Origin of the sequence: Streptomyces sp. NPDC088124 (assembly GCF_040685895.1) — a bacterium.
Lineage (GTDB): Bacteria > Actinomycetota > Actinomycetes > Streptomycetales > Streptomycetaceae > Streptomyces.
In genome coordinates, this window is record NZ_JBFBJB010000035.1 from 77,736 (window position 1) to 102,803 (window position 25,068).

The 25,068-nt window shown below is 69.3% G+C and carries 22 protein-coding genes and 4 pseudogenes; 13 read left to right on the forward strand and 13 right to left on the reverse strand.

Annotated features, from left to right (window positions below):
• Window positions 1-135 precede the first annotated feature (135 nt).
• The gene (locus AB0P17_RS27045) at window positions 136-1,065 is read left to right on the forward strand and encodes an ADP-ribosylglycohydrolase family protein (RefSeq protein WP_365814530.1); all 930 of its coding nucleotides are present in this window, start codon (window positions 136-138) and stop codon (window positions 1,063-1,065) included.
• Window positions 1,066-1,209: 144 nt separating this feature from the next.
• Here the strand turns inward: AB0P17_RS27045 and AB0P17_RS27050 are convergent, their stop codons facing one another.
• A complete protein-coding gene (locus AB0P17_RS27050) occupies window positions 1,210-1,569 on the reverse strand; it encodes a helix-turn-helix domain-containing protein (protein WP_365814531.1) in 360 nt (119 codons plus the stop codon).
• Window positions 1,570-1,673: 104 nt separating this feature from the next.
• Here AB0P17_RS27050 and AB0P17_RS27055 point away from each other — a divergent pair, with 104 nt between their 5' ends.
• On the forward strand, window positions 1,674-2,513 hold the full coding sequence (locus AB0P17_RS27055) for an NAD(P)H-binding protein (RefSeq protein WP_365814532.1): 840 nt from the start codon (window positions 1,674-1,676) through the stop codon (window positions 2,511-2,513).
• A gap of 323 nt (window positions 2,514-2,836) precedes the next feature.
• Here AB0P17_RS27055 and AB0P17_RS27060 read toward each other — a convergent pair whose 3' ends face one another.
• The 3 genes from AB0P17_RS27060 to AB0P17_RS27070 form a co-directional block, all read right to left on the reverse strand.
• A complete protein-coding gene (locus AB0P17_RS27060) occupies window positions 2,837-3,391 on the reverse strand; it encodes a hypothetical protein (RefSeq protein ID WP_365814533.1) in 555 nt (184 codons plus the stop codon).
• A 114-nt stretch (window positions 3,392-3,505) separates the two neighbouring features.
• Window positions 3,506-3,793, reverse strand: coding sequence for a hypothetical protein (locus AB0P17_RS27065; RefSeq protein WP_365814534.1), 288 nt, complete (start codon window positions 3,791-3,793; stop codon window positions 3,506-3,508).
• A 26-nt stretch (window positions 3,794-3,819) separates the two neighbouring features.
• Window positions 3,820-4,875: a helix-turn-helix domain-containing protein gene (locus tag AB0P17_RS27070; protein WP_365814535.1), complete on the reverse strand. Its 1,056-nt coding sequence runs from the start codon at window positions 4,873-4,875 to the stop codon at window positions 3,820-3,822.
• Between the two features lie 511 nt (window positions 4,876-5,386).
• On the opposite strand from AB0P17_RS27070, the gene AB0P17_RS27075 reads away from it, so the two are divergent.
• Window positions 5,387-6,757, forward strand: coding sequence for a hypothetical protein (locus AB0P17_RS27075; RefSeq protein WP_365814536.1), 1,371 nt, complete (start codon window positions 5,387-5,389; stop codon window positions 6,755-6,757).
• Window positions 6,758-6,959: 202 nt separating this feature from the next.
• On the opposite strand, the pseudogene AB0P17_RS27080 reads toward AB0P17_RS27075, so the two are convergent.
• A pseudogene (locus tag AB0P17_RS27080) lies at window positions 6,960-7,351 on the reverse strand (SDR family oxidoreductase); the annotation flags it as partial.
• A gap of 56 nt (window positions 7,352-7,407) precedes the next feature.
• Between AB0P17_RS27080 and AB0P17_RS27085 the strand changes: the two are divergent.
• Window positions 7,408-7,830, forward strand: a pseudogene (locus tag AB0P17_RS27085) (DUF1989 domain-containing protein); the annotation flags it as partial.
• A 71-nt stretch (window positions 7,831-7,901) separates the two neighbouring features.
• Here the strand turns inward: AB0P17_RS27085 and AB0P17_RS27090 are convergent.
• Both AB0P17_RS27090 and AB0P17_RS27095 read right to left on the reverse strand, forming a co-directional pair.
• A complete protein-coding gene (locus tag AB0P17_RS27090; protein ID WP_365814537.1) occupies window positions 7,902-8,276 on the reverse strand; it encodes a nuclear transport factor 2 family protein in 375 nt (124 codons plus the stop codon).
• 51 nt (window positions 8,277-8,327) lie between these two features.
• Entirely contained in the window at window positions 8,328-9,134 is an 807-nt protein-coding gene (locus AB0P17_RS27095; protein ID WP_365814538.1) for a DUF1684 domain-containing protein, read from the reverse strand.
• Window positions 9,135-9,711: 577 nt separating this feature from the next.
• Here AB0P17_RS27095 and AB0P17_RS27100 point away from each other — a divergent pair.
• The 3 genes from AB0P17_RS27100 to AB0P17_RS27110 all read left to right on the forward strand — a co-directional run bounded on the left by AB0P17_RS27100 (window position 9,712) and on the right by AB0P17_RS27110 (window position 13,012).
• Complete coding sequence (locus tag AB0P17_RS27100) at window positions 9,712-10,728, forward strand: NAD(P)/FAD-dependent oxidoreductase (protein ID WP_365814539.1); 1,017 nt, start codon at window positions 9,712-9,714, stop codon at window positions 10,726-10,728.
• Window positions 10,729-10,852: 124 nt separating this feature from the next.
• Window positions 10,853-12,451, forward strand: coding sequence for an MFS transporter (locus AB0P17_RS27105; protein ID WP_365814540.1), 1,599 nt, complete (start codon window positions 10,853-10,855; stop codon window positions 12,449-12,451).
• A 303-nt stretch (window positions 12,452-12,754) separates the two neighbouring features.
• A complete protein-coding gene (locus AB0P17_RS27110) occupies window positions 12,755-13,012 on the forward strand; it encodes a hypothetical protein (RefSeq protein WP_365814541.1) in 258 nt (85 codons plus the stop codon).
• Window positions 13,013-13,063: 51 nt separating this feature from the next.
• On the opposite strand, the gene AB0P17_RS27115 is transcribed toward AB0P17_RS27110, so the two are convergent.
• Entirely contained in the window at window positions 13,064-14,014 is a 951-nt protein-coding gene (locus AB0P17_RS27115; protein ID WP_365814542.1) for a LysR family transcriptional regulator, read from the reverse strand.
• A 175-nt stretch (window positions 14,015-14,189) separates the two neighbouring features.
• Here AB0P17_RS27115 and AB0P17_RS27120 point away from each other — a divergent pair, with 175 nt between their 5' ends.
• The 4 genes from AB0P17_RS27120 to AB0P17_RS27135 all read left to right on the forward strand — a co-directional run bounded on the left by AB0P17_RS27120 (window position 14,190) and on the right by AB0P17_RS27135 (window position 17,361).
• Window positions 14,190-14,738: a DapH/DapD/GlmU-related protein gene (locus AB0P17_RS27120; RefSeq protein WP_365814553.1), complete on the forward strand. Its 549-nt coding sequence runs from the start codon at window positions 14,190-14,192 to the stop codon at window positions 14,736-14,738.
• A gap of 390 nt (window positions 14,739-15,128) precedes the next feature.
• Window positions 15,129-15,650, forward strand: coding sequence for an alpha/beta fold hydrolase (locus tag AB0P17_RS27125; protein WP_365814543.1), 522 nt, complete (start codon window positions 15,129-15,131; stop codon window positions 15,648-15,650).
• 892 nt (window positions 15,651-16,542) lie between these two features.
• Complete coding sequence (locus AB0P17_RS27130; protein ID WP_365814544.1) at window positions 16,543-16,842, forward strand: hypothetical protein; 300 nt, start codon at window positions 16,543-16,545, stop codon at window positions 16,840-16,842.
• Window positions 16,843-16,902: 60 nt separating this feature from the next.
• Entirely contained in the window at window positions 16,903-17,361 is a 459-nt protein-coding gene (locus tag AB0P17_RS27135; protein WP_365814545.1) for an ankyrin repeat domain-containing protein, read from the forward strand.
• A gap of 13 nt (window positions 17,362-17,374) precedes the next feature.
• Here AB0P17_RS27135 and AB0P17_RS27140 read toward each other — a convergent pair.
• From AB0P17_RS27140 to AB0P17_RS27155, 4 genes and pseudogenes are all read right to left on the reverse strand, one after another.
• Window positions 17,375-18,135 (reverse strand): annotated as a pseudogene (locus tag AB0P17_RS27140) (transposase).
• A 481-nt stretch (window positions 18,136-18,616) separates the two neighbouring features.
• Window positions 18,617-19,072: pseudogene (locus AB0P17_RS27145) on the reverse strand (GNAT family N-acetyltransferase); the annotation flags it as partial.
• 473 nt (window positions 19,073-19,545) lie between these two features.
• Window positions 19,546-20,418 (reverse strand): ABC transporter permease, encoded by an 873-nt coding sequence (locus AB0P17_RS27150; protein ID WP_365814546.1) that lies wholly within the window; start codon window positions 20,416-20,418, stop codon window positions 19,546-19,548.
• Window positions 20,415-21,326 carry an ATP-binding cassette domain-containing protein gene (locus tag AB0P17_RS27155; protein ID WP_365814547.1) on the reverse strand — a complete coding sequence of 304 codons (912 nt, stop codon included), beginning with the start codon at window positions 21,324-21,326 and terminating at the stop codon, window positions 20,415-20,417. Before AB0P17_RS27155 ends, AB0P17_RS27150 begins: the two co-directional genes overlap by 4 nt.
• Window positions 21,327-21,458: 132 nt before the next feature.
• Here AB0P17_RS27155 and AB0P17_RS27160 point away from each other — a divergent pair, with 132 nt between their 5' ends.
• Together AB0P17_RS27160 and AB0P17_RS27165 are read left to right on the forward strand one after the other, a co-directional pair.
• Window positions 21,459-22,664 (forward strand): sensor histidine kinase, encoded by a 1,206-nt coding sequence (locus tag AB0P17_RS27160; protein WP_365814548.1) that lies wholly within the window; start codon window positions 21,459-21,461, stop codon window positions 22,662-22,664.
• Entirely contained in the window at window positions 22,661-23,326 is a 666-nt protein-coding gene (locus tag AB0P17_RS27165) for a response regulator transcription factor (protein WP_365814549.1), read from the forward strand. Before AB0P17_RS27160 ends, AB0P17_RS27165 begins: the two co-directional genes overlap by 4 nt.
• 650 nt (window positions 23,327-23,976) lie before the next feature.
• Here AB0P17_RS27165 and AB0P17_RS27170 read toward each other — a convergent pair.
• Window positions 23,977-24,438, reverse strand: a complete 462-nt coding sequence (locus tag AB0P17_RS27170) for a DUF2399 domain-containing protein (RefSeq protein WP_365814550.1) — start codon at window positions 24,436-24,438, stop codon at window positions 23,977-23,979.
• Window positions 24,439-25,068 lie beyond the last annotated feature (630 nt).

Genomic DNA, 25,068 nt, shown 5'->3' on the forward strand with positions numbered 1-25,068 from the left:
CCGACTGATCGGGGGCGACCTCGCGCGCCAGGCCCTGGTGTGGCCCGGTAGGAGGCGGAGGAGAGCGGCGGCATCCGCCGGACGGAGCCGAATCGCGCCGCGCGGCAGCCGGCGCGGCGCGGATAACCTGCGCGGATGAAGCGGATTCAGCGGGCCGCCGGCGTGATCGTCGGCTCAGCGGTGGGTGACGCCCTGGGCGGCCCCTTCGAGTTCGGTCCGCAGGGAGCGTTCTCCGCGCGGTTTCCCGTGCCTGGTGCCGGTGGCGAGATGCGCGGAGGCGGCGGCTGGGACCCCGGTGAGGCCACTGACGACACGCAGATGGCCGTCCTGGTAGCGGAGTCGCTGCTGGAGGGGGGCGGACTGGATCTGCCGGACATCTTCGCCCGCTTCCAGCGGTGGGCGGCGTCAGAGCCGAAGGACATCGGTTTGCAGACCGAGGACGTCCTGACCAACGGCATGCCCTGGCACCTCGCCGCCGTGACACATGTCCGGGCCAACCAGCGAGCAGCGGGAAACGGCTTTTTGATGCGGGCATCGACCTCCGCGGTCCATTTCGCGGCCGCCGGTCAGAAGGCCACCATGGACGCGGCCCGCCGCATCGCTGCCCTCACCCACGGTGACCGCGCGGCCTGGGAGGGCACCGCAATTTTCCACGAACTCGTCCGCGTCACGTTCGAGGACACCGACCCCCTCACCGCGCTCCCCGACATCCTGGCTCTCGTCCACCCCGACCACCGCGACCGCTACGCCACCGTCCTCGCGCCCGGCTGGCACCCCGATCAGGCGACCGAGTTCAACGGTGCCGTCTGGCCCTGCCTGGGCTCCGCCGTCTGGGCCCTGCGTTCCACCACCGGCTTCGAAGACGCGATACGCGCGGCGATCGACCTCGGCGGTGACACGGACACCGTCGCCGCGGTGACCGGAGGCCTCGCGGGCGCGTACTACGGGGTGGACGCAATCCCCGCCCACTGGACCCAGCCGCTCCATGTCCCCCTCCCAGGCTTCGACGGACGGGTGCTGCACCTGGCAGATCTGCTCCATCTCGCACACCTCCTCACAGGCTGAACCAAGTCCTGTGCAGCTGCACCCTCCAGGCCGGAGGCCGTGCAGCTCGTTCGGGGCGGCCGGAGAGCGCTACGGGATCAGGGCGAGGATCTGGCTCGGTAACGTGTCCACCGCGTCGTGGACGCGCACCCAGCCACCACCGTGCTATTCCGCGTTGCGCGGCGGCAGTCGCCGGGTGATCCGGTCGAACAGATCCGTCAGCGGCTCGCTGACGTCCCGGCCGAACTCGGTCAGCCCGTAGGTGACCTGAGGCGGTGTCGTCGGCTCGACCTCCCGCCAGACCAGGCCGTCCTGAACCAGTGCGCGCAGGGTCTGAGCGAGCATCTTCTCGCTGATGCCCTGGATGCTCTTACGCAGCTCGTAGAACCGGAGGTCGTTGCCCCGCAAGGAGATCAGCACCCAGATGCCCCACCTGCTGGTCACATGGTCGACCACATCGCGCGCGGGGCAGTCGGTGTGAAACACGTCATACCGCTCGGTCGCCTCGGCCGGTCTGTGCTGCACGCTTCCTGTCACATCATCAGCTTACCCCTAGGTATGTCCTTACCAAGAGTTAGCCAACGCTCCTAGCGTGAAGGCCACAGAAGACATCCGACAAGGAGCTGATCATGATCGTGGTGACCGGGGCTACCGGGAATATCGGCCGGCCGTTGACGCAGGCGCTGGCCGAGGGGGGCCGGCAGGTGACTGCGGTGTCACGGCACACGGCCGTGGTGCCGAACGGCGTCCGTCATGTGGTGGCCGACCTGGCCGAGCCGGCCGCCCTCAAGCCCGCGCTGGCCGGGGCGAAGGCGCTGTTCCTCCTGCTGTCCGGCGACCTGCACGCCACGGGAGCCCACCCGGCCGACATCATCCGCGAAGCCGCGGACAGCGGGGTTCGCCGGGTCGTCCTGCTCTCCACGCTGGGCGTGGTGACCAGGCCTTTCGGTACCACGCGGATCGCGATGCGCGCGCTGGAGGACATGTTGCGGGAGTCCGGCCTGGAGTGGGCCATCCTGCGGCCGGGCGGCTTCGCCTCCAACGCCCTGTGGTGGGCCGAGTCCGTCCGTACGCAACGGGTCGTCGCCGCGCCCTTCGGTGACGTCGGGGTGCCGATCATCGACCCGGAGGACATCGCCGCGGTCGCGGCGGCCTGCCTGCTGGACGACCGGCACACCAGTGGCGTGTTCGAGCTGACCGGCCCGGAAGTGATCACTCCGCGTCGGCAGGCGGAGGCCATCGCCGCCGCGCTGGGCTCGCCGGTGAGGTTCCACGAGCTCACCCGTGACGAGGCCAAGGCCGCCATGACCCGGAGCATGCCGGCGGAGCTCGCCGACGACACTCTGGACATCCTCGGTTCCCCGAACCCGGCCGAGCTGCGCGTCAGCCCGGACGTCCAACGGGTACTCGGCCGCGCTCCGCGCCCCTTCGCGGACTGGGCCGCCCGCAATGCCGCCGCGTTCCGCTGAGACTGGTCAGTGCCGCCGGAACCGCTCTTCGCGCCGGCCCGCGAACACGGCGCCAGCCGCGGCGTCATCCGCGCCGCTGAACCGGGCCGGCCGAGTGAGCCGCCCTTGACCACGGCGTGACCGTGCGGTGCGGTCAGGGCTATGCCCTGGCCGCGTCACCGCCGCCCCTCCGGGTACAGCGGACTCCTTGCTCTCTTGCCGGCCCCTCGACAGCGGCCAAGGCGCTCCGGCCGTCCCGGCCCGGCACAAGGACTGTCGCGAGTACGGAAACCGGGCCCCTCGCCCCGACCTGACCAACCGGGCCGCGGGGCCGCGCCGGGCCTTCAACTGCGCCTGCCTGACGGAAGGTTTGTGTCGTCCAAGGCGGCCCGCGCCGCCGAAGTGAAGCTGCCGAGGCGCTCGGAGACCATGGTCACCTCGACGGCGTGACGCTCGACGAACTTGACGTTGCGATCCGGGGCACCCGAGGAGTCGCGCCAGGCGAGAAGAGTCGTATGCATCGAGTGGAGCCCCAGGTGAACGCCGTGGGCGGCCTGCTCCACGGACTCGGGCCCCTCGACTGCGAGGCCGGCCCAAGCGGCCTGTGTCAGAACCAACTGATCCTGCGCCAGCTGGAGCCGCCGGTCAGCCTCCGCTACGTCCGGGGCATCGCCGATCAGTGCTCGTGCAGCCATCTTCAGCGTGCTGCGCGTCTCGTTGGCCGGGGCGAGGAAAGCGCTGTACGCGTCTCGCCGCAGTTGTCTGCGCCAATGGGAGTGCTCGACCTCGGCCTGCCTCTCCAACTGTCGCCAAGTCGATCTACTGGAGATCGCCGACGCGGCAACCGTGCCGAGAACGCCTACCGTTGCACCCAGCAACGCCGCAAGTCCCTGATCCACAGGGGGGATTATCCACCGGACGAGTCGCCCTGGAAGCAGGTTCGGCCGTCGAAGGCGCGTGCCCCGCACCGGACCAGCCTCAACCTGCCGGCCGGTACCCTTCCGCGCCCCGCTTCAGGAAGCGCCGAGCGCCCAGATGAGAGCCACGGTGCCGAGGAATCCGACGGCGCCGAGGACGGTCCCCGTAACGGCGGTCCATAGGCGGCCGGTTCCCCGGAGGGCGTAGCGGATACCCGCCGCGCCGAGAGTGACGGCGAGGGCTCCGGCGATGACCGCCCAGGGGAACAGGAAGAGTGCGGGCACGCAGACGCCCGCCGCGGAGAGGGCGCCGAGAACAAGTGCGGTGGGCCCCAGGGCATCGGCGGGAGTATCCGTCCGGACGGGCATGGTCGGCTCGGGCATGACCTGTTCCCCTTTTTTGAACCTGTTCAATTACCTGTGGATTGTAGCGGCAGAAGAGGCCGGCCGGAGCGGTTGCCGTCGCGCACCGCGCCGAGGCACTCGTACGGCCTGGCCCGGTTCCTTGGCCACTCAGGGCTTCTGTGCCCCTCCCCGGAGTGGCCCTTGCCGTGCCGGTGCTGCCCAGCCCTGAGGTCAGGCTGCAGCTGTCGGCTGCGGTACTCGCGGGGCGGGAGGCCATGGGCTGCGCGGAAGGCGCGCGTGAAGACGGCGTGGTGGGTGAAGCCCCAGGGGTGGGCGATCTCCTGGACCGGACGGGTGCGCAGCGCCGGGTCGGCGAGGTCGCGCCGGGCGCGTTCCAGGCGCTGCTCGTGGATGTAGCCCATGACGGTGTTCGGTCCGCCTTCGCTCCGGTCCCTTTCCCGGAAGATCCGGTGCAGGTGGCTGACGGAGATGTGGTGGGCGGCGACGGTGTGCGGGGTGAGTCCGGAGTCGCCGAGGTGCTGGTGGATGAACGAGCGCACGCGCAGGGTGAGGGTGCGGTGGCGGGTTTCCGGGGGGAGGGCGTCGAGCGTGTCCAGTTCGTGGGCGAAGAGCGTGGCGAGCAGGTCGGTCAGGACCGTCTCCAGCCGCGGCACGTCGGCGGCGCTGTAGGAACGGGTGCTCGTCGCCAGGGTGGTGAGGAATCCGGCGAACAGGGCTCCGACACCGCCACGCCCGTCGAGCGGCCGCCCGATGACCCGGTCGGCCCGGGCCGGGGGCAGTGGCAGCACGGCCTTCGGCACATCCACACTGATGGCCTCGATACGCTCGCCACGGGTGCCCAGCCGAATCTCGAACGGCCGCGAGGACTCGTTGGTGCGCATCCCCAACGGTTCGTACAGACTGTCACGCCCATCGATGGTCAGACCTACCGTGCCCTTGGTGATCAGCGACAGATGGTAGCTCTCCGGGGCCGACCGCCGGATCAGCCCCGGCGTCCTGAGCACCGTCAAGGAGTCGGACTTCGACGCGTACACCGACACCTTGCCCAAACCGAAGAACCGCTGGTACGCGCTGAATTCCTCGCTCTGTGCGCCGCCCACGGTCACCGGCGCATGCGCCGTGACAACCGTTCGACGAACGTGTCCACCCGCTTGCCCGGCGGTACGTCGTCGGTATGGAACACCGTCTCGACAAGCATCCCCATCCCCTTCGGAGTCTCCTGCCCTCAGCACACCATCAGGGCGCGCGGACCGACAGGGGAGTCGCCGTCAATCGGCGGTGACCGCGAGCACCACGTGCCCGCCGTGTCGCACCGGCCTCTCCAGCACCAAGCACCTGGCCGTGCGGGCTCTGTTGTCCTTCGTCTCCGGGCGGCAGCCCGTTGACGCGCACGACATCACGCCCGGCGCGGCGATTGCTTCATTCGCTCATGAACAGGTTGAAGTGGCGCCCTTCCGCTCCCTGCGCCATGAGCTGACGGGCCGGCAATCGTTCCTCTCCAACAGGGCCGAAAAACCGGGGAGCGGTGGGATCCCTTCCGTGTGATGATCCTTCAGATGTGCCGGGGCCGCCGGTGCGTCAGTCGCGTGACGACACCCTTGGGGGGTAGCAATGAGACTGTTCTCTGCTGGACGCCCGGTACGTCTCAGATTCGGCGCCGCCGTGACGGTGGCGGCCGGTCTGCTGACTGCCGGCCTCGCCGCGCCCGCGTTCGCTGACGACGACTCACCGCAGACCGACCAGTTGTGGATCAACGATCCGTACGACCAGACGCTGCTGCTCGGCATCGACGGCGGTCAGCCGCAGTCCCGCACCCTCGGCGTCGGCCTCTCCCACGACAACGACAACTTCACGGTGACCGACGGCAGGCTCAGCGTCGATGTCTCCGAACTCGCCGGGGTCGCCGAGGTGACCTGGCCCGACAACTGCACGCCGAGCGGAGCGAGCGCGGTGTGCGACGTCCCCGTGGTGCCCGTGATCGGGGGCGACTACGAGGACCAGGTGTTCCTGACGGTGCGCGCGGCCGACGGTGCCGAGGCCGACGCGCAGGGCAGGATCACCTACGAGGCGACGGCCACCGGCGGGCCCGACGGCACGCTCACCGCGCCGCACGACAGCTTCGACACCACGCTCACCGTCGGTGCCGGGCCCGATCTCGCCATCGAGCCCGTCGCCGACATCGAGGACGGTCGGCCCGGCGACGAGCGGGAGATCCCGTTCAAGGTCACCAACAACGGCAACCGGAGCGCGAACGGGTTCACCGCCCAGCTGTACGCCTCGTACGGCCTGACGGATCTGACCCGGTACGACGCCTGCACCTACACCACGACGGACGGCAACGACTTCGCACCGTCGACCAAGGCGGTCTGCACGTTCGACCAGGTGCTGGCGCCGGGCGACTCCTTCGAGCTGCCCGAGCCGCTGACGGTGCGACTCGCCTCGCACGCGCTGAACGAGCGGCTGGACATCGGTGTCGAACCGGGCGACGGCGCCCAGGACATCGACTCCCAGAACGACTACGTGGCCTTCCAGATCGGCGCGGAGAACACCGCGGACTTCTCCGTGACCGGCGACGCCATCTCCGGCGCGGCGGGGGAGACGGCCACGGCTGAGCTCACGTTCACGAACAACGGCCCGGCCTGGCTCGGCTACCTCGGCTCTGGCGACCCGGTCGCCCAGGTCCGGCTGATCGTGCCCGAGGGCACCACGGTCACCGGCGTGCCGTCCGACTGCTACCCGCGCACCCTCGACGGCGGCTACTACCCGAAGCGGACGGGTGCCCCGCGCTACGACTGCGAGCTGCAGTACTGGGTGCTGGAGGACACGCAGCGCACGTTCGCGTTCTCCGTGCGGGTCGACACCGTGGTGCCCGGCGTGACGGGTGCCGTGAGCATCCACCCCGCGTACGGCGAGTTCGGCCAGTACCCCTTCGAATTCGACCCCGATCTCACGAACAACAGGGCGGTCCTGGCCGTCAACTGACCGGCCGGCGGGTTCGGAGCAGCCGTCCGAGCGGCTGCTCCGAACCCGCGCTTCACGGTTATTCCATCCCCACCACGGCCTCGGCTTCCAGCCCGTTGACCCATGCCGCCGTCCCGGTCCCTGGGTGAAGCGGAAGATCGCCGCGGTACGGGCGCGTCGCTCCGAGGCGGAGCGGGGAGCCCACCTGGCGGGGGCGGTCTTCTCAGGCGCCGGCCCCGCCGTCGACCGGGATGATCGCACCGGTCACGTACGACGCCCGGTCGCTGAGCAGCCACGCGGCAGCCTCGGCGATCTGCTCGGGCTCGGCCATCCTTCCGAGCGGGATCATGGCGGTCATCCGCTCGACATGCCGGGCGTGGCCGCTTCCCAGGCGTCGATCATTTCCGTGGCGGTGCCGCCGGGCGTGATGCCGTTCACCCGGATGTTGTCGCGGGCCCAGTTCACCGCGGCGGTCTCGGTGAGGCTGTTGAGCGCGCGCTTCATGGCCCCGTACGCGGGCAGGGCGGGGTTCGCGCGGCGGCTGCCGATGCTGGAGGTATTGACGATCGCCCCGCCGCCTCGCCGCATGAGCGCGGCCTCGGCGGTCATGGCGGTGCGACCCGTACGTCAACCAGCTCCTCGCCGGCACGGTATATGACTACCACTGCCACTCCAACCTCACCCGCGCCGTTGCCTCCTTCGGGCTGACGGAACCGGATGTCCGCGACGTCATCAACGTCACCTTCCAGGTGACCGGGCTCGCGGCGGATGACGAGCGCTACTTCATGAAGCCGTGCCCCGCCGAACCGGGGGACTACTTCGAACTGTTCGCGGAGGTGGGCCTGCTGATCGCGGCCTCCACATGCCCGGGCGGGGATCTGAGCGTCCCCTTGTGGGGACCGGACGCCGGAGCCGCGCCGACCTGCCACCCGATCCTCGTCCAGGTCTACGACCTCGACGACGGCCTGCTCGCCGACTGGACGCCACCCGTACGCGCCCGCTACCAGGGTGCTTCCGGTGTCCGCCACGGCTACCGGCCGGCCCGGACCCCGCCGCCTCCCCTGACCCGGGCTGTCCCTGTCGCCGGCCGATGACCGGCCGGCCCCCGGAAGACACACACCTCGTGCTGCGAGCGAGCCGACTGCGGAACGTCGCCTTCGCCGTTCTAGGTGTTTTGGCCTGCGGGGATGAAGTTCGCGTATTCCTCGATGCGGGTGATCAGACCCTTGTCGTCGAAGCGGAAGTACACCGCGGCGTGGACCTCGCCGCGCATGCCGTTGGTGGTGGCGACGTGCACCACGTGCTGCTGGAGGACTTCGCCGGGCTGTGAGAGCTGGCGGGTGACGGTGTAGCGCATCGACTCGATGGATTCGATCTGTCCCTCCATCCCGGCGATGTTCTCCTCGATGGACTGCTCGCCCTTGCCGTCGTTGTGCCAGACAGTGGTCGTCTCGGCGCACAGGGCGCGGGCGGCCTTCCAGTCGTGGTTCTCCAGCGTGCGGAGGTAGGTGACGGCCTTGTCCTTCAGGTCCTGGCTCACGTGGGTCTTCCTTCGGTACGGGTGGATGGGGTCCGGTAAGGGTGGGGCGGTTCAGCTCTGGCCGGTGGCGGCGTGGATGAGGGCGCGTTCGCCGACCTCGATGCGCAGGGGCAGGTGGTTGCCGGGCGGCGAGAGCGGACAGACGAACACGTCCGCGTTCAGGTGGTGGTGCGAGAGTGTGGCCTTGTTGAAGTCCACGGTCACCGCGCTGCCGGGCTCCAGCAGCGGCAGGACCAGCCAGCGGCCGATCTGCGGGGTCGTGTTCCCGTTGGTCTCGTCGGTGAAGATCACCAGGCGCTGCCCGGGCGACTCCTCCAGCACGGAGAGGACGTATTCGGTGCCGTGGACGGTCACGACCAGGTCGACGGGGGCCAGGATGGCTTCCGTCGTGCGCGGGGAGGTCAGTCGTTCCACCTCGATCCGGCGCCCCTCTGCCGCGGCCCGGTAGCGGCCCTCGAACACCCAGGTGGGGTCGTAGGGGAAGCGGTCGATGCCGCTGAGGCCGGAGCCTTCGACGCGGGCCCGGTCCATGACGATGACGCCATAGGAACCGTTGGCGCCGCCGGCCATCCCGTTGAGGCCGCCGGGGAAGTCCAGCGTGGCGCCGGAGGGGACGTCGGTGGTGCCGTCGACCGTCTCGCCGTTGACGCGCACGCCGTCCTCGGCCCTGGCCGTCACGGTCAGCGTGCCGGTTTCGGTGGTGGTCCATGTGCCGGGCAGTCCGGCCAGGGTGTGCGGGTCTCGGCAGTTGATCCTGGCCTTTGCGATAACTGTGCCCTTCCCGTTCTCTCCGGCGATCTCCCCCCACCGGCCCTGGCGCCAGGCGTCGTAGCCGGCGGGAATCTGCGATGCAGTCATAGGGGAGTTCCTTTTCTCTTCACAGCGTCGTGGGGGCGCGGTAGTTGGCGCCCGCGCGAGGGGTGGGCGGGCATGGTTGTCCAGCCCGACGACGCGCACGGCGGCGCGCGGCAAGGGGTGTTGGGTGCGGTTGCTGCTGCCCGGCAGGCAATCGGGTCAGCCCAGGGGCCAGGTGCGGCGGGCGGCCCGGACGGTGCGCTCGGTGCGGGACGTGTTCGGAGTGGTGGAGGTGTGCTCGTGCGCTGTGGAAGTGTGCTCGTGCGCTGGGGGCATGACATCACCGTAAGCACCCCATGCGCCTACCGGGCGACTCCTTGCGGGATGTGCAAGCGGTTGGCTTGATGTGCTGCCCGCCGCGCAAGATCATCCCCCATGTGGGGGCGGATTTCCGTACGCGTTTCTCCACGAGGTGGTCCAGGGTGAGGCGGCGCTGACCGCCCTCGATTGCGTACGAGGCTGTCCAACGCCCCCTCTTCTTGCGTCATAGGCAACCTGTTATGTCCCTGCTGCAAAACGAGCTTAACGTCGAATACGGCTGGTCCAGCACGAGGGAGCACGTACGACGAAAGGACGCGACATGTCTACGCAGACTTCCCGCGACGAGAGCGACACCCTGCCCGCCGAGACGGTGGACGTGGTGGTGATCGGCGGCGGTGCCGCGGGCCTGAACGGCGCGCTCATGCTCGCACGCTCGCGCCGGTCGGTCGTCGTGATCGACAGCGGCACCCCGCGCAACGCACCGGCCGCCACGATGCATGGCTTCATCGTCCTGGACGGCACCCCGCCGCCCGAGATCCTCAAGCGCGGACGCCGGCAGGTCCGCGCATACGGCGGGCAGATCGTCTTCGGTGAAGTCGCCTCCGCCGAGCCCGCTGAACCCGTCGGGGGTGATCTGCGGTTCACCATCACCCTCGCCGACGGCCGTGGCGTGAGCGCGCGCCGCGTCCTGGTGGCCACCGGCCTGCGCGACGTCCTGCCCGAGGTGCCGGGACTGGCCGAGCACTGGGGCTGCAGCGTTGTGCACGGCCCCTACTGCCACGGCTGGGAAGTGCGCGACGAGCCCATCGGCATCCTCGCCACCAGCCCCGCCTCCCTCCACCACGCACTACTGTTCCGTCAGCTGACCGACGACCTCGTGTACTTCACCCATGGCACCGACCTGGACGAGGACACGCGCGCCCGGTTCGCCGCCCGTAACATCCGCATCGTCGAGACCGGGGTGCAGGAAGTCGTCGAGAAGGACGGTGCCCTGGCCGGTCTGCGCCTGGTGGACGGGACCTTCGTCGCCCGGCGCGTGATCGCGGTGGCCACGCGGTTGCAGGCCCGCGCCGAGGGCCTGGACGGGCTGAAGCTGCCGATGGAGGACCTGCCCCACAACATGGGCCGCCGCTTCGCCTCAGCCATGGCCGGCACCACCGACGTTCCCGGCGTGTGGGTGGCGGGCAACGCCACCGACCTCACCGCCCAGCTCGGCGCCTCCGCAGCGGCCGGCGCCCTGGCCGGCTCCCACATCAACGCCCTGCTGGCCACCGCCGATACCGACGTGGCCCTCGCCGCCGCCCAGGCCGCGAACACCTCCGGCACCTCCGCCTGACCCTCGGCCTGATCCGCGCGGACCGCAGCGGGCGGTCCGCGCGACGAGCCCCCTGTTCCACCCCTCTTTCGGCGACCGGCCCTGTCCCGGCGCTGATTCTGCATGCCCTTTTCGAGAGGAAAACATGAGAAGCAACCAGCCTCCCCGGGCGGCGGGCACGCCGGTAAGCGGCGGGGGTACGCCGGACGCGCGTCAGCTGCGCGCGATCCTGATCACCGTGTCGATCGCGCTGATGGCCGTCATCGCGTCGGTGTCCGGCCTGAACGTCGCCCAGACCCACATGGCCGTCGAGTGGGGCGCCTCGCAGACCACTGTCCTGTGGATCATCAATATTTACACCCTTGCCCTGGCCGCCCTGCTGCTGCCGCTCGGTGCGATCGGTGACCGATGGGGCCGCAAACCGATGCTGATCACCGGACTGATCATCTTCGGCGCGGCCAGTGTCGTCGCCGGGCTCGCCCCGTCGGCCGCAGTGATGATCGGTGCCCGTGTGGCCGCGGGCATCAGCGCCGCGATGATCATGCCGATCACACTGGCAGTCATCACCTCCACGTTCCCCGAGGAGGAACGCGGCAAGGCCATCGGCGTATGGACCGGCGTCGCCGGAGGCGGCGGCATCCTGGGCATGTTCCTCTCCGCGTTCCTCGTGGACATCGCGGACTGGCGGTGGCTGTTCGTGCTGCCCGTGGTACTGGCCGTCGTCGCGCTGGCCATGACCCTGAAGTCGGTGCCCAACTCCCGCGAACACTCCGCCCATTCCTTCGACACCATCGGCGCAGTGGTGTCCACCATCGCCGTGATCGGACTCATCTTCGTCCTGCAGGAAGGCCCCGAGCGCGGCTGGACCGACCCCGTCTCCGTGATCAGCCTGGCCGTCGGCGTCGTCGCCGCCATCGCCTTCGTCGCCTGGGAGCTGCACCGCCGCGACGCGTCCCTGCTGGACGTACGCCTCTTCCGTGAGCGGGGCCTGGCCGGCGGCTCCGTCACGCTGCTTGTCGTCTTCGGTGTCCAGGCCGGTATCGCCGTGGTGCTCTTCCCGTTCTTCCAGGCAGTGCTGGGCTGGTCGGGCCTGCTGTCCACCGTGGCGATGATGCCCATGGCCATCATGATGATGACGACGTCCGGCCTGGCCCCCAGGATGGCCGCCAGGACCGGCGCCCGCTCCACCATGACCGTGGGCATCGCCCTGTCCACCCTCGGCCTCGCGCTGATGGCGCTGTTCGTCTCCGTCGACGGCGGCTACCTGTCCATCCTCGCCGGCATGCTCGCCATGGGCACCGGCATGGGCCTGTCGATGACACCCTCCACCGAGGCCATCACCAGCTCACTGCCCCGCGCCGAGCAGGGCGTTGCCTCGGCCCTCAACGACGTCACCCGCGAATTCGGCACCGCCCTCGGCGTAGCGATGCTCGGCGCGCTCCTGGCCAACGGCTACCGCAGTGCCATCGACGACAGGCTCGGCGGCATCCCCCAGGGGGCCGCGGACACCGCACGCGAAGGCATCGCCAACGCCATCGAGGTGGCCCCGAGCACTGGCAGCAACGCCCAGGCCCTGATCCACACCGCGCAGCGGTCCTTCGTCGACGGCTGGCAGCAGGCCATGTGGGCAGGCGTCGCCGTCATGGGCGCGCTGCTCGTCTACGTCGCTCTTCGCGGGCCGAAGGGCTCCGGTCTCGCCACCGCGGACGAGTCGGAGACCACGGAGGCCGTCACCGTCGGGTGACCGCGTGACAACGGGGCGGAACAATTGGCAGGCGTTGGGCATCGCGATACCGCGATGCCCAACGCCCCGGCTCAATCGATGGCCGCTGCCCGGTCCACGCGGTGCTGCGGGTCCTGTCCGACGAATTGCACAGCATGACGTCCTGGATCGCCGCCCAGGACGACCCGGCCCAAGCCGCCGCCACGATCAGGCGCTTCCGCGAACTGATCCGGTCCACGCCCTCATTGCGTGCCTGTCACCGCGACATGACCGACCGACCGACTCATCGGCGTCGCAGCCGAGGCGCCGGCCCAGCGTGCCGCGATGAGCCCGGATGATCCCGAGCCGCAGATCGCGGCAACGGCTCTGATCGTGCTGTGGCCCATCCAGTTCCGGAGCCTGGGAAAGCGCCTGCAGAGCGCTCGCACACCTGAGCAGGTGCACCAGGCGGTGACCGTCGACGTCCGTCGCGCAGCCAAGCTCATCGAGGCCGGCCTGACCTCCTTCAGGGCTCTGAGGAAACCGCCGACACCCATGCCCGTAACGCACCCTGAGCAAGAGCAGGACCTGCCGACTCGTTGACACACCCGGCCACGCCCACGCCCGGGGGAGTGGGTTTCCTGGTTTTCCCCCTCAGGAAGGTTCCGGCTGCCTGGGCCGGCTCCACTCCGGTGTCCAGATGCCGCCGGTGGGGCGGCCGGGATACGCGGCGGTGAGATGGCGGCGTAGAGAAGCCAGAGAGGGGTGGGGGTTGTGGGTGCGCCAGATCAGCGAGTGGGGGTAGAGCGGCATCGGGTCCTTGAGGGGGATGCGGCGCAGGTCGTGGCCGGCGGGCCACACCAGTGGGGTCATTTCGCTGACGAAGTTGGCCAGTGTCGCGGAGCCGGCGATGGTGTCGAGCAAGGGCTCGATGCCGAAGTCCGGGCCGACCGAGTCGATGGTGATGCCGAAGGCGGTGGCGAGTTCGTCGTAGTAGGCGGCCCACTCGGTGCCGGGCAGGTTGCCGGGCATCCAGATCCGTCGTCCGGCGAGCTGGGCGGGAGTGAGCGCCGGGGCGTTCGCGAAGTCGTGGCGTGGTCCGGTGAACAGGTGCAGTGGTTCGTCGAAGACGGAAGTGGCCTCCACACCGCGGGGCAGTTGCCGGCCAGGCATGGTCACGGCACGGAACGTCGCGTCGATGGTCCCGTCCCGGACGGCGACGATGGCGGTGTCGGAGTCGAACAACGTCACCACGTCCAGCTCGATCTCGGGGTGGGCGCGATGGAAGCCGCGCAGCAGTCCGGCCAGGGAGAGCTGACGGCCGATCACGTCGACCCGCAGCGCCCGATGGCCTGGCCGCACGGATGCGACGGCGCGCTCGGCGGAGTGGAGGAAGGTTCGGGCGTGGGGCAGGAACGCTTGCCCGTCGATGGTCAGCCGGGCCCCGCGGGCATCGCGGGTGAAGAGCTGGACACCGAGCTCCTTCTCCAGCGCGGCGACGCGTTTGGACACGGCCTGAGGCGTGATCGACAGACCGGCGGCGGCTTCCTGGAACTGCCCTGCATCCGCGACGGCGACAAAGGTGCGCATGGCCATGACGTCCATCCACGCATCCTATGCAGACAACCATGGGTTGATCGAGGCTGTCGTGATTGTTGTTTGATTCCTGCGTGCTCGGATCGCTTTGATGGCTCAGGTCAACCTCTGGTTGATCGAGCGTCGTATCCAACGGGTGTCATCCAACGGCTACGGTCCGGACGCCCCGATCGTGAGGATCCTCATGCCTGATCAAAACCGTCTCTACGTCCGCACTGCCGAATTCGCGCGGGTGGCCGAGCGGATCGAGTACGTGACCGCGCTGACGTCACGGCTCAACGTCCTGCCCTTCGACGACAAGGCTGCCCGCGCGACCCTGCTGTCGGAGATCGTCGGCAAGCCTGTCCACGACTCCGTCACCGTCTATCCGCCCTTCTACACCGACCACGGACTCCGCATCGCGTTCGGCAAGCACGTATTCGTCAACCAAGGTTGCACTTTCCTGGACCAGGGCGGCATCCACCTGGGCGACGGCGTCCTGATCGGCCCGAAGACCAACCTCATCTCCTCCGACCACCCACTCCCGGCCTCCGAGCGCAGCGAATTCATCACCCGCGCACCCATCACGATCGAAGCCAACGCATGGCTCGGCGCCGCAGTGACGGTTCTTCCCGGTGTCACGATCGGACGTGGTGCCGTGGTCGGCGCCGGAGCCGTCGTCACGAAGGACGTTCCCCCCAACACTCTGGTAACCGGATCGGCCGCGTTCGCACGCAAACAATGGAACGACTGAGCGCCAAGGCCGGCCGGCCGTCGAAGGCAGGTGGGGGCAAGAGCGGTGGGGATTTTCAACCCCACATCAAGCACGGGACTTGCCGGTGGCTCTGTTCGCAACTGACCAGAGCCACGGTGGGCCGGCCATCGATTCCGTTCCATTCGTGAAAGGAGCCGATGATGAAGTTCCTCTACGACGACGAGTCCTTCTCCTTCGAGGCACTGCGCGCCGCGGGCTACGCCGCCGACAGCGGCGCCGACCTCGGCGAGGCCCTGGTCACCTGCCGGCAGATCCCGGAAGGCTACGAGGAAGCCTGGTCGGCCCAGTGGGCCGCAAACGTTCGACGGCCTGGGCCAGGGCAGCACCGTCCGCGAGCAGGGCCTGCACTTCCGGCCGGACTGGGAGGCCGTGGCCACCCCGGTCGTCGACTTCGCGCTCACCGTGCCCGAGGCGGACGCCGAACAACTCGTGCTGGTCGGCACGAGTCTCGGCGGTTACCTCGCCGCGAGGGCGGCCGCCTTCGAGCACCGCATCGCCGCGTGCGTGCTGCACGACGGTGTCGACGACTTCCACGAAGTCGCCGCCGCAACCGCCGGCCGCGCCGCCGCGACGCCCGGCGGCATGGAGATGAGTGGTGCGCAACGGCCGGTGGACCTTCGGTGTGACTTCGATGAGTTGGTCGAGGCAACCGAGGCGTACACCATGGCGGGAATCGCCGGCCGTATCACCTGTCCGACGCTTGTGCTCGACGCGGAGAACGATGTGTTCTTCAAGGGACAGCCGCGGCGTCTGTTCGGCGAGCTGACCTGCCGGAAGGAACTGATCCTCTTCCGTGAGGACGAAGGCGCCGGAGAGCACTGCCATGAGGGTGCGATTTCCCTGTTCCACCAGCGCACCTTCGACTGGCTCGACACCCTGCTCGCCGGCTGAACGCCACCCCGGCAGTCGGAGCCGGGGTGGCGATGGTGGTGCTCACGGGCAGCCGGTTTTCTGTGCGCGACCGACGACGGGCAGCCGACCCGTCGCGCGTCCAGGGGATCGATGCGACGGATCCGGCCAGTGAGTCTCTGTGGCCATCCACGCCGTGAATCAACCGGTCATTCCGTCACCGACACCTCTTTCCGTGCGGTAATCGTGGGAAGAGGTGCCGTGCCATCAGCCGAGGGCCGCTGATGCGATCCGCCGCAGTGCGGTGATCTTCGCGTGGCCGGGCAGATCGCTCAAGCGCGGGTCGCTCTCCCGGCGTTCCGGCGGGCGCCGAGACAACGCCCTCTGCGTGCGGTGCGCATCTGCAGGTGCGTGGTCGGGCAGCTGTGCCGGACCTGCAGACCGCGCCTGATCAGGGCATGAATGGCAACCACCGCTCCTTCTATGACGCCCCCCGGACCAGGCGATGGCCACGGGAAGGGACCGCTCCCGCCTCGTGGCCGGTCTGTCGGCCGGGCTTATCGTCCCGGCCGTCCTGGCGGCAGGCATGCTGCTCTTGCCATCTGTGCGAGCGTCGGGCTGCGTGACGTACGGCGTGCTGTGCGCCAAGGGGGCCTGCCCGGGTGGCTGTTCGTCCGGAGTACCGGCGTCGGCGCCGTGGCGAAGGCCGCCGGCAGTTCCTGGCCGGGCAGCGCCGCCCCCGGCCAGGGCATTGTGCAGAGCGCTACGCGAACACCCGAGCATGTCGGCGTGATTACCGTGCGTACTGAAGTTCCAGTGGAAGCCAAGACTTCCACAAGAATACAATCGGTAGCGATCTCGTTACGCTGTGTGCGAGTTCTCGTTGTGAGGGGCAGCCGGCGCCCACGACGACCTGCCAGGAGGGTGAGATCTGATGAGTCACAAGATCCGTGCGGCGATGGTTTCGGCTCTGCTGGTTCTGGTGCCGCTGACCGGGGCGACCAGCGCGGATGCCGTTGCGTTGAAGAAGAAGTGGCACTCCTCGGCGACCTGTGCGGTCGAGAAGATCGGGTCGGGGGATCACGGCAACAAGCAACTCAAGGGGAACGGTACGGGCAAGAGCAAGAAGGCTGCCGAGAACGCGGCCCAGAGTGATGTCCAGGCGCAGATCAGCCAGAAGTACGGTAAAGGGTACCGGGCCCATCACTGCACATTCCGTAGTGTGTTCAGGTGAGAGACGGGGGCGGCCGCAGCGCGGTGCACGGGCGACCGACCCCAGCTTCAGGTGAGGAGCATGGTGAACAACAGGCAGTACAAGAAGCTCGCCCGACGCCTGTGCGGGGCGGCAGAGCAAGGCCGAGTGGGGGAGCTGACCCGTCTGCTGCGCCTGGGCGCCGCGCCGGACGATCGGCGCCCGGACGGTGGGACCGCCCTGTATCTTTCCGCGGCGCAGGGCGAGGTCCGCTGTGCGGAGCTTCTGCTGGCGGCTGGAGCCTCGCCGAATCTGGAGTCCCATGGCCCTCGCGACGGGCTCCCGCTGGCGGCGGCGGCGGCCCATGCCGATACCGCCATGGTGGGGTTGCTGCTGGCTCACGGCGCCGACCCTGAGCTGAAGGAGCGCGACGGCGCTGGGGGCAGTGCGCTGGACTGGGCCCGTGGCTGGCGAGAGCCCGGCATGCCTCACGGGGAGGTCGCCGAGATGCTGGAGCGGCCCCGGGCGGCGAGTGCCGGGCCTGTCAAACGAGCGGTGTAGCTGAGGTTGATGGTTACTGCCGGGCTGCGGGGAGCCGGCCGTCGAAGGTGATGTCGAAAGCGTTCAGCGCGGTTTTCCAGCGCATGGTCCAGCGGACCTGGCCCTTGCCTGTGGGATCGAGTGACATGATCGCCATGTAGACGCGCTTCAGGGCGGCGGTCTCGTTCGGGAAGTGCCCGCGGGCCTTGACCGCTGGCCGGGTGCGGGCGTTGGCCGACCCGATCGCATTCGTGATGCAGGCGATGCGGCGGATCTCGGTGTCGAAATGGAGGAACGGGGTGAACTCCTCCATGAGACACGTCGCTGACGCCACGGTTCTTGATCTTGGTGAGGCTGTGCGGCCAGTGCTTGGCGCCCTCGCCGCCGTCGCCGGCCCACAGCCCCAGAATCTCCCGCCGACCCTCGCCGGTGGGTCAGACCCTTCGCGGCCGGCGATACGACCATCTTGTCGACGCCGGTCAGACTCTTCTGCCACTTCTTCACGATCTTCGGCTCGAAGGAGCCGTGGCGGTCGCGGGGCACCGCCATCTCCACCGGGCCGACATCGGTCAGCACCGTCCTGGAGCGTTTGTCGTTACGCGAGTTGCCGCCGTCCTTGCCCGCCGGATCGTGCTGGTCATAGCCGAGACGGTCGGTGATCTCGCCTTCCAGGGCGGACTTCAGCAGCCGCTCGGTCAACTGCTGCAGCAGCCCGCCCTCGCCGGTCAGCTACAGGCCCTCGGCCCGGGCCCGTCCCACCGGCTCGTCGATCAACTGGTCATCCGCAGCCTTCACCGACGCAGCCTTCCTGGGCTGGGCTGGGCGGTCTCGGACTCGGACACGTTCTCACCGGCCATCGATGCATCCTCCATGATCGCGAGTTACGCCGAACGTCTTACAGTCCCCACAAGGCCCCAGAGGCGCGGCCCTGGGCCTGGGCATCCGTCCGGCTCGGCTGGTTTCCTCCGCCAACAGTGGCAGCCGATGGCACAGTTACCCCTGTGCACGCTGCGGAAGAAGAAACAGCCCAGACCACGGTTGCTGAGCTCGTCCAACAGCGCTGGGGGACCGTCCTCGATGAGGAAGACCTCCTGGCGCGGTTCCGGGAGCCGGGGTGGTCCTACCAGGAGCAAGTCTCCCGCTCCTGCCCCACAGCGACAAACCGCTGCACTCCTTGCGCCGTCCCTATGAGTCGGCTGGCCGTCAGTACCGCTACGTCGCCGTGGTCTGCACAGCCTGCCCCCGCGCCTACACACTCGCCGACCTGGGCGATCGACTTGATCCGCACGCCGGGGTCCTCCACCGGCTCGGTGAGGTCGCGGTAGAGCGGCGTCCACGGCTCGCCGACGCCCCAGCACTCCTTGCTCAGCAGGTCGTGGAGCAGCAGGCCCAGCGGCGCCTCGATGGACACCGCTCCTTCCGGCAGCACGCCGCGTTCAGGCAGCGAGAAGTCCTCGACAAGCCGCCGCGCCAAGTCCTCATCCTGGAAAGCGTCCGGAGCGACCGTCATCCGCACCAGCGTCGGCGAGTCGAGCATCCCGACCGCGAGAATCCGCCCGTCCCGACTCCAGGTCCGGACCACCACGGCCGTCTCGGCCGTTCCGAACCGGTAGTTCCAGCCGATGTCCCCGGAATGCAACTGCATCGGCGCTTCGTCGTACTGCCACTCCCGCAGCGCGGCCATGGCCTCGCGTACCCCGTCGACAGTTGGCGTACCCAGCACAATCGTCATAGCCGGGATCAGACACTCCATCCCGAAGGTCCGCAACCGATTAGCCGGCCGACCGCTGCTCCCGCAGCGGCCCGACCAAGAGCTTCTGCTCCCGCAGTGGCCCAGTGGCTTCGGCCCCCCCCGTTCCGCGCGGCGGGCGGTGATCCGCTCATGCACCTCCGGGTCCACCATGCGCCGGAGCGTACGAGCGCAACTCAAGACGGCGGGCGAGAAATCGCAGAACCCGCACCTGCCAGACGATCGATCCACACCTCAGACTGCCGCCCACGACCAGCACGAGTACGCCGAAGACAACTTACGCCAGACCCACAGCCAGCACCTTTACGATGCACACCGCTCACTGGGTCAGCTCGGCTTGTCTCGGTTGGCGAGAGCGTTTCGTCTCACCGAAGTGCACCCGCGAGGCTGACAGAGGGCACCAACTCGGGGTGCTGGCAAGTAACGGGCAGACCCCAGGGTGGCAGGCTCTTCGGTCATACATCCCGGCGTCGCACCACGAGCACCGCGATGGCCACCGCCGCGGTGGCCCACGCGCCGTAGACGATCCACGACTCGGTGATGGTCAGCGGATACTTGCCCAGGTCGCGCGCTCGCTCCGGGTTCGTCACCAGCCGCTCCCAGGCACTGAGCGGCATGGCGTTGCCGATCTCCTTGACCCAGCGGTAGCGCTCGCCCTGGAACAGCGCCGGTACCAGCAACAGCAGGGCGATGACGGCGACGATGGAGCCCGCGGCGTGCCGGATGACCGCACCCACCGCCATACCGACCAGCGCACACAGGGGTGCCAGTAGGGCGGCCGCGGTGACAGCGCGCAGTGCGCCTGGGTCGCCCAGCGACAGGCCGCCGTACTCCCTCAGCAGCATTTGGGTGACACCGAAGGAGGCGCCGGCGACGAGCGTGCCGAGCGTCAGCATGACCGCCGACACCACGGTCACTTTGGCGGCGATCACCGCCTGCCGGTCAGGCACGGCGGTGAAGGTCGTACGGATCAGCCCACTGGTGTACTCGCCGAAGACCGCGATCCCTCCCACCGTTGCGGTGATGACCATGAGCAGCTGCCAGGCGGGATCGACGAACGCCGTGTACAGCGGATCGAACAACAGATCAGGGCGGGCCGGAACCCCCGGCGGCGGCTCCGACGGCAGTTGCTGATGCGCCAACCGGTCCGCGTTCGACAGGGCGGAGTTCACATTGATGCCGATCACGGTCAGCGCGCCGGTACCGAGCACCCAGTAGGTGGAGCGCAGTGACCAGAGTTTGATCCACTCGGCGGCGAGGAGATGACGGAACCGTGCAGGTGCCCCGACCGGGAGGCGAGCGGGGGCATTGTCGAGTACGGCGGTCATCGGGCGGCTCCTGCGGAGTATTCGACGCTCTCCTGGGTGAGTTCCATGAACGCCTCCTCCAGGGAGGCCGACTGCGGGCTGAGCTCGTGCAGCCGCACCCTGTGCGTGAAGGCGAGTTCGCCGATGCGCTCCGCGGGCAGACCAGTCACGGTGTACGACCCGTCGTCCTCCGGCCGAACCACCGCGCCCTCGCCCGACAGCAGTGCGGGGAGGAGTTCCGTGTCGGGGGTACGGACGCTCACCCGCAGCTGTGTGCTGCGGGCCGCGAAGTCGCGCAGGCTCTGTGCCGCGATCAGCCTGCCGCGGCCTATGACGATCAGCTCCTCGGCGGTCTGCTCCATCTCCCGCATCAGATGGCTGGAGACGAGCACGGTGCGGCCCTCGCCCGCCAGCTGCTTGAAGAGGCCGCGCGCCCATCGCACCCCCTCGGGGTCGAGGCCGTTGAGCGGTTCGTCGAAGAGCAGTGCGGGCGGATCACCGAGCAGGGTGGCGGCGATACCGAGCCGTTGTTTCATCCCCAGGGAGAATCCGTCGATCCTGCGGCCGGCCGCGTCTGCCATGCCTACCTCTGCCAACACCTCCGAGACCCGCCTGCGCGGCAGGCCGTTGCTGACCGCCAGCGTCGTCAGATGGGCGTGGGCGGTGCGGCCGCCGTGTACGTCGTGGGCGTTGAGCAGGGCGCCGACGTGTCGCAGGCCGCGGGGGCGGTCGCCGAACGGTTGCCCGTCGACGGTGATGGTGCCACCCGTGGGCTGGTTCAACCCGAGGACCATGCGCAGCGTGGTGGTCTTCCCCGCACCGTTCGGGCCCAGGAACCCGGTGACGACGCCCGGGCGTACGGTGAAGGACAGCCGGTCGACGGCGGTGGTCTTGCCGTAGCGCTTGGTGAGTTCGGTTGCTTCGATCACGGTGTCCACGATGGCGGGGCGGATTCGGCTCGGCATCGGACCACGGGCCGCAACAGGGGCGTTCCAAGTAGCCCCTGGGAGTAGGCCCGTGGGCCAATGCCGCGGTGTGGGCTGCCTGCCTATCATCGGCGCATGAAAGTCCCGCTGGATGTTCCGCGGTCGTTCCTTGCCGAGGTCCTGGCCTGGTGCTCAGGTATCGCATACGTCGTCCTGCTCCACGTCGTCGTGCTGAACACCGGCCGGGAACTGACCGGCATGCGTCTGCTGCCGGCCGCACTGCTGGTCGTTCTGCTGCTGCCCCTGGTGCGGTGTCGGCCGCTGCCCGCCTTGGCGCTGCTGCTCACCGCCTCCTTCCTGGCGACCCTGCGGGCGGACTCGGTGATGGCCGCGGCCCAGCACGTGATGGACATCGTGCCGCCCGCGCAGACACAGGCGTGGCAGATCGCGTCTGTACAGGCAGTCCTCACCGATCTCACCGTCGGATGGATCGCCGCCACCCGGTCGAGGCGGACCGCGGTCGTCGCCGCGCTGGTGGCGCTCGGCGTACAGATCGGGGCCGCCAGTTACTACCGTGGGGGTTCGTCGCCGTTCCTCGCCGCCCTGGTCTTCCTGGCCCTGATGATGGTCACCGCCTGGACGGTCGGCTACTCGGTCCGCGAACGCCGCCAGCACACGGCCGACCTGCGGGCGCGGGCAGCGGAGCAGGCCGTTGTCGCGGAGCGGCTGCGGATCGCCCGGGAACTGCATGACATGGTGGCGCACAGCATCGGTGTCATCGCCATCCAGGCCGGGGTGGGTCGGCGTGTCATCGACACGCAGCCGTCGGAGGCCCGTAACGCCCTTGCCGCCATTGAGGACACCAGCCGGGACACCTTGGCGGGCCTGCGCCGGATGCTCGGCGCGCTGCGGCAGACGGCTCCCGAGGACGGTGCACCGCTCGGCCCGGCGCCGGGGCTCGCCGATCTCGACGTACTGGTGGAGCGTGCCCAGGGCACGGGGGTACGGGTGGACGTCGAGTGGCGCCGGGAGCGGCGGCCGCTGCCGGCGGAGATCGAGCTGTCCGGGTACCGCATCATCCAGGAGGCGATCACCAACGTGGTCCGCCACTCGGGCGCCCCCGCTTGCCGGGTGACCATCGACTGCCAGGAGGACGATCTGTTCATCGAGATCACTGACGAGGGACGCGGCCTGTCCGGTCTGCCCGGCGCGGCCGGCTACGGGCTGACGGGCATGCGGGAACGGGCGGCGCTGCTGCACGGCGAGTTCACGGCCGGACCGCGCCCCGAGGGCGGCTTCCGTGTTGCGGTACGGCTCCCGCTGCCGGTGGCGGTCACATGATTCGGGTACTGCTCACCGATGACCAGCCGCTGGTCCGCCACGGGCTGCGGGTGCTGATCGCCGACCGCCCCGGGCTGGAGGTGGCGGGCGAGGCGGCGAACGGGGAGGAGGCGGTGCGGCTCGCGGAGCAGATGGCGCCGGATGTGGTGATGATGGACATCCGGATGCCCGGCATGGATGGCATCGAGGCCACCCGGCGGATCACCGCGGGCTCCAGCACACTGCCGAAGGTCCTCATCCTCACGACGTTCGACGACGACGAGTACGTCTACGGCGCGCTGCGTGCAGGAGCGAGCGGCTTCCTCGTCAAGGACATGGACATGGACCAGATCCTCACCGCGATCGAGGTCGTCGCCGCGGGCGACGCCCTCATCGCACCGAGCGTGACACGCCGCCTGATCGCGGAGTTCGCGGCCCGCCCCGATGTCACACCGCCGCCCCCGCGACCGGTGGAGGGCATCACCGTCCGCGAACGGGAAGTGCTCACCCTCGTCGGTCGCGGACTGTCCAACGCGGAGATCGCCGCGCGGCTGCACATCAGCATGGCCACGGCCAAGGCCCATGTGGGCAGGCTGCTGACAAAGCTGGACGCGCGAGACCGGGTGCAGTTGGTCATCTTGGCGTACGAGCTGGGGCTGGTGACGCCGACGACGCGGGGATAGGGCTCCGACCAGGACGAGTGTCAGAGCCGGTGCCTGGGGCTACGCCCTTGGCGCCGTCCCCGGTCCCTGATCCGGGACCGGAGCGGGGAACGTACGGCTGAACGTGCTCAGCTCGCGCCGAAGACTCTGGAGCTCGTCGTCCTTGGCGGCCAGGGCTGGCAGGAGGAGCCGGTGATGCTTCTCAAGGAGGTTGAACTCCGCGTGACTGCGGGCGAGTTTGCTGGGAAGCTCCCCCTCAGGGAACTCGGGCGTCTTTTCACCCGCATAAGGGGGGAGGACAACCCAGTGAAGCCGGGGGCGATGGACGACCCCACGCCCCAGCGCATCGGGGAGTACGTCGCGGTGATGCTCGAAGCGAACCCCTCGCTGCTCGGTGAGGACACTCTGGCCGAACTCGGGAAACTCGTCGCGAACATTCGAGCCGACGGCGGCTACGTTCCCATCCCGAAGGCGGAAGGTGTGCTGCACAGCGACAGCTCCCTCCGTCGTCGGCCGTGTCCGGTACTGCGCAGGAAAAGAGACGGCGGTGTCCCTTCGCGGCAGGTGACTGTTGTCACTTCCGCCGGTCTTCAGGACTGTTCCGCAGCTGGTGGGTCGAGCAGCGGTGTCTGGGGGGTATCCACGGCGGAGGTCCGCGAGGAGCTCCTCGATCAGGGCCTCTTCGTAGGCCGGCCTGCCGGACGTACGCATGGTGGTGGCGAGAGAGGGGCCCACGGGGTGCCGCCGAGAGAGCCGGAGTCCAGGACGCCTGGTTCGAAGGGCGCCGGGTGCAGGCCGGCGATGTAGTCGGAGGCGGTCATACGCCACACCGCGGCGTGGGGGACGGCGGCGAGGACGGCGCGGACGAGGGCGAGGCCCGCACCGTCGAAGTCGGCGCGCACCGCGACGCGCCATCCTGTTGCCGCCAGGCGTGCGACGGCGTCCAGTTCTGTCTGCGACGGCGTCCCCACTGTGCACAGCAGCCGTACGTTGCCGTCGATGTTGCGCAGGGCCGCGGCGGCGACGGAGGGGTTCTCGGTGAGGAAGACCCACCGGTCCTTGCTGTGCTGGGGAGCGGGCCGGGTGGCGCGATGCAGCACCCACGGGACCAGGATGTTGGGCGGGACGACCAACGCGGAGACGCCGCCATGGCCAACGGCACAATCACGATCCTCGCGCCGGACGCGCCCGGGCAGCGCGCCGCCGTGATCGGCCTGTTGGCCCCACGCCCGTTGCCCGCCGGCCGCACCCCGGCGCATCGATCTGCAGCGGCTCACGCAGACTCTGCAACGCCGCAGACCGCTCCTGACACCGGGCACGGTCGCCGCCCACGCACTCGATAGGCCCCTGGCCCACCGCGCCGCCGACAAGGCCCGCCTCACCGCCCTGCCCTCCACCGCGCCGCTGAGGCCCGACGACACCGGTTGGGACGGCCTGCCTAGGCGGACCTGCTCGTCGAGTTTCCCGCCGTGGACCTCCCCGACGTCGCGGATCTCCGGGCGCGCGGCACCCTCGCCGCCCGCCCGGCGCCTGCCACTGGCGCACGCCGTGTACTCGGAGACGGGGCCCAGACCGGAACCGCTGCGGACTGACAGAGTTCCTCGCTCTCGCCCAGGCCGTTGGGCAAGTCGAGGTCGTCTTTGTCCATCTCGTCGATCAGCAGTGCGGGGCTAAGGGTTGTCCCGTAACTGCTGGCCACGGGTGAGATGATCTTGGTGTGGCTGGTGTGATCACGGCGTCGGAGCCGTCCTGGATAGCCCCGT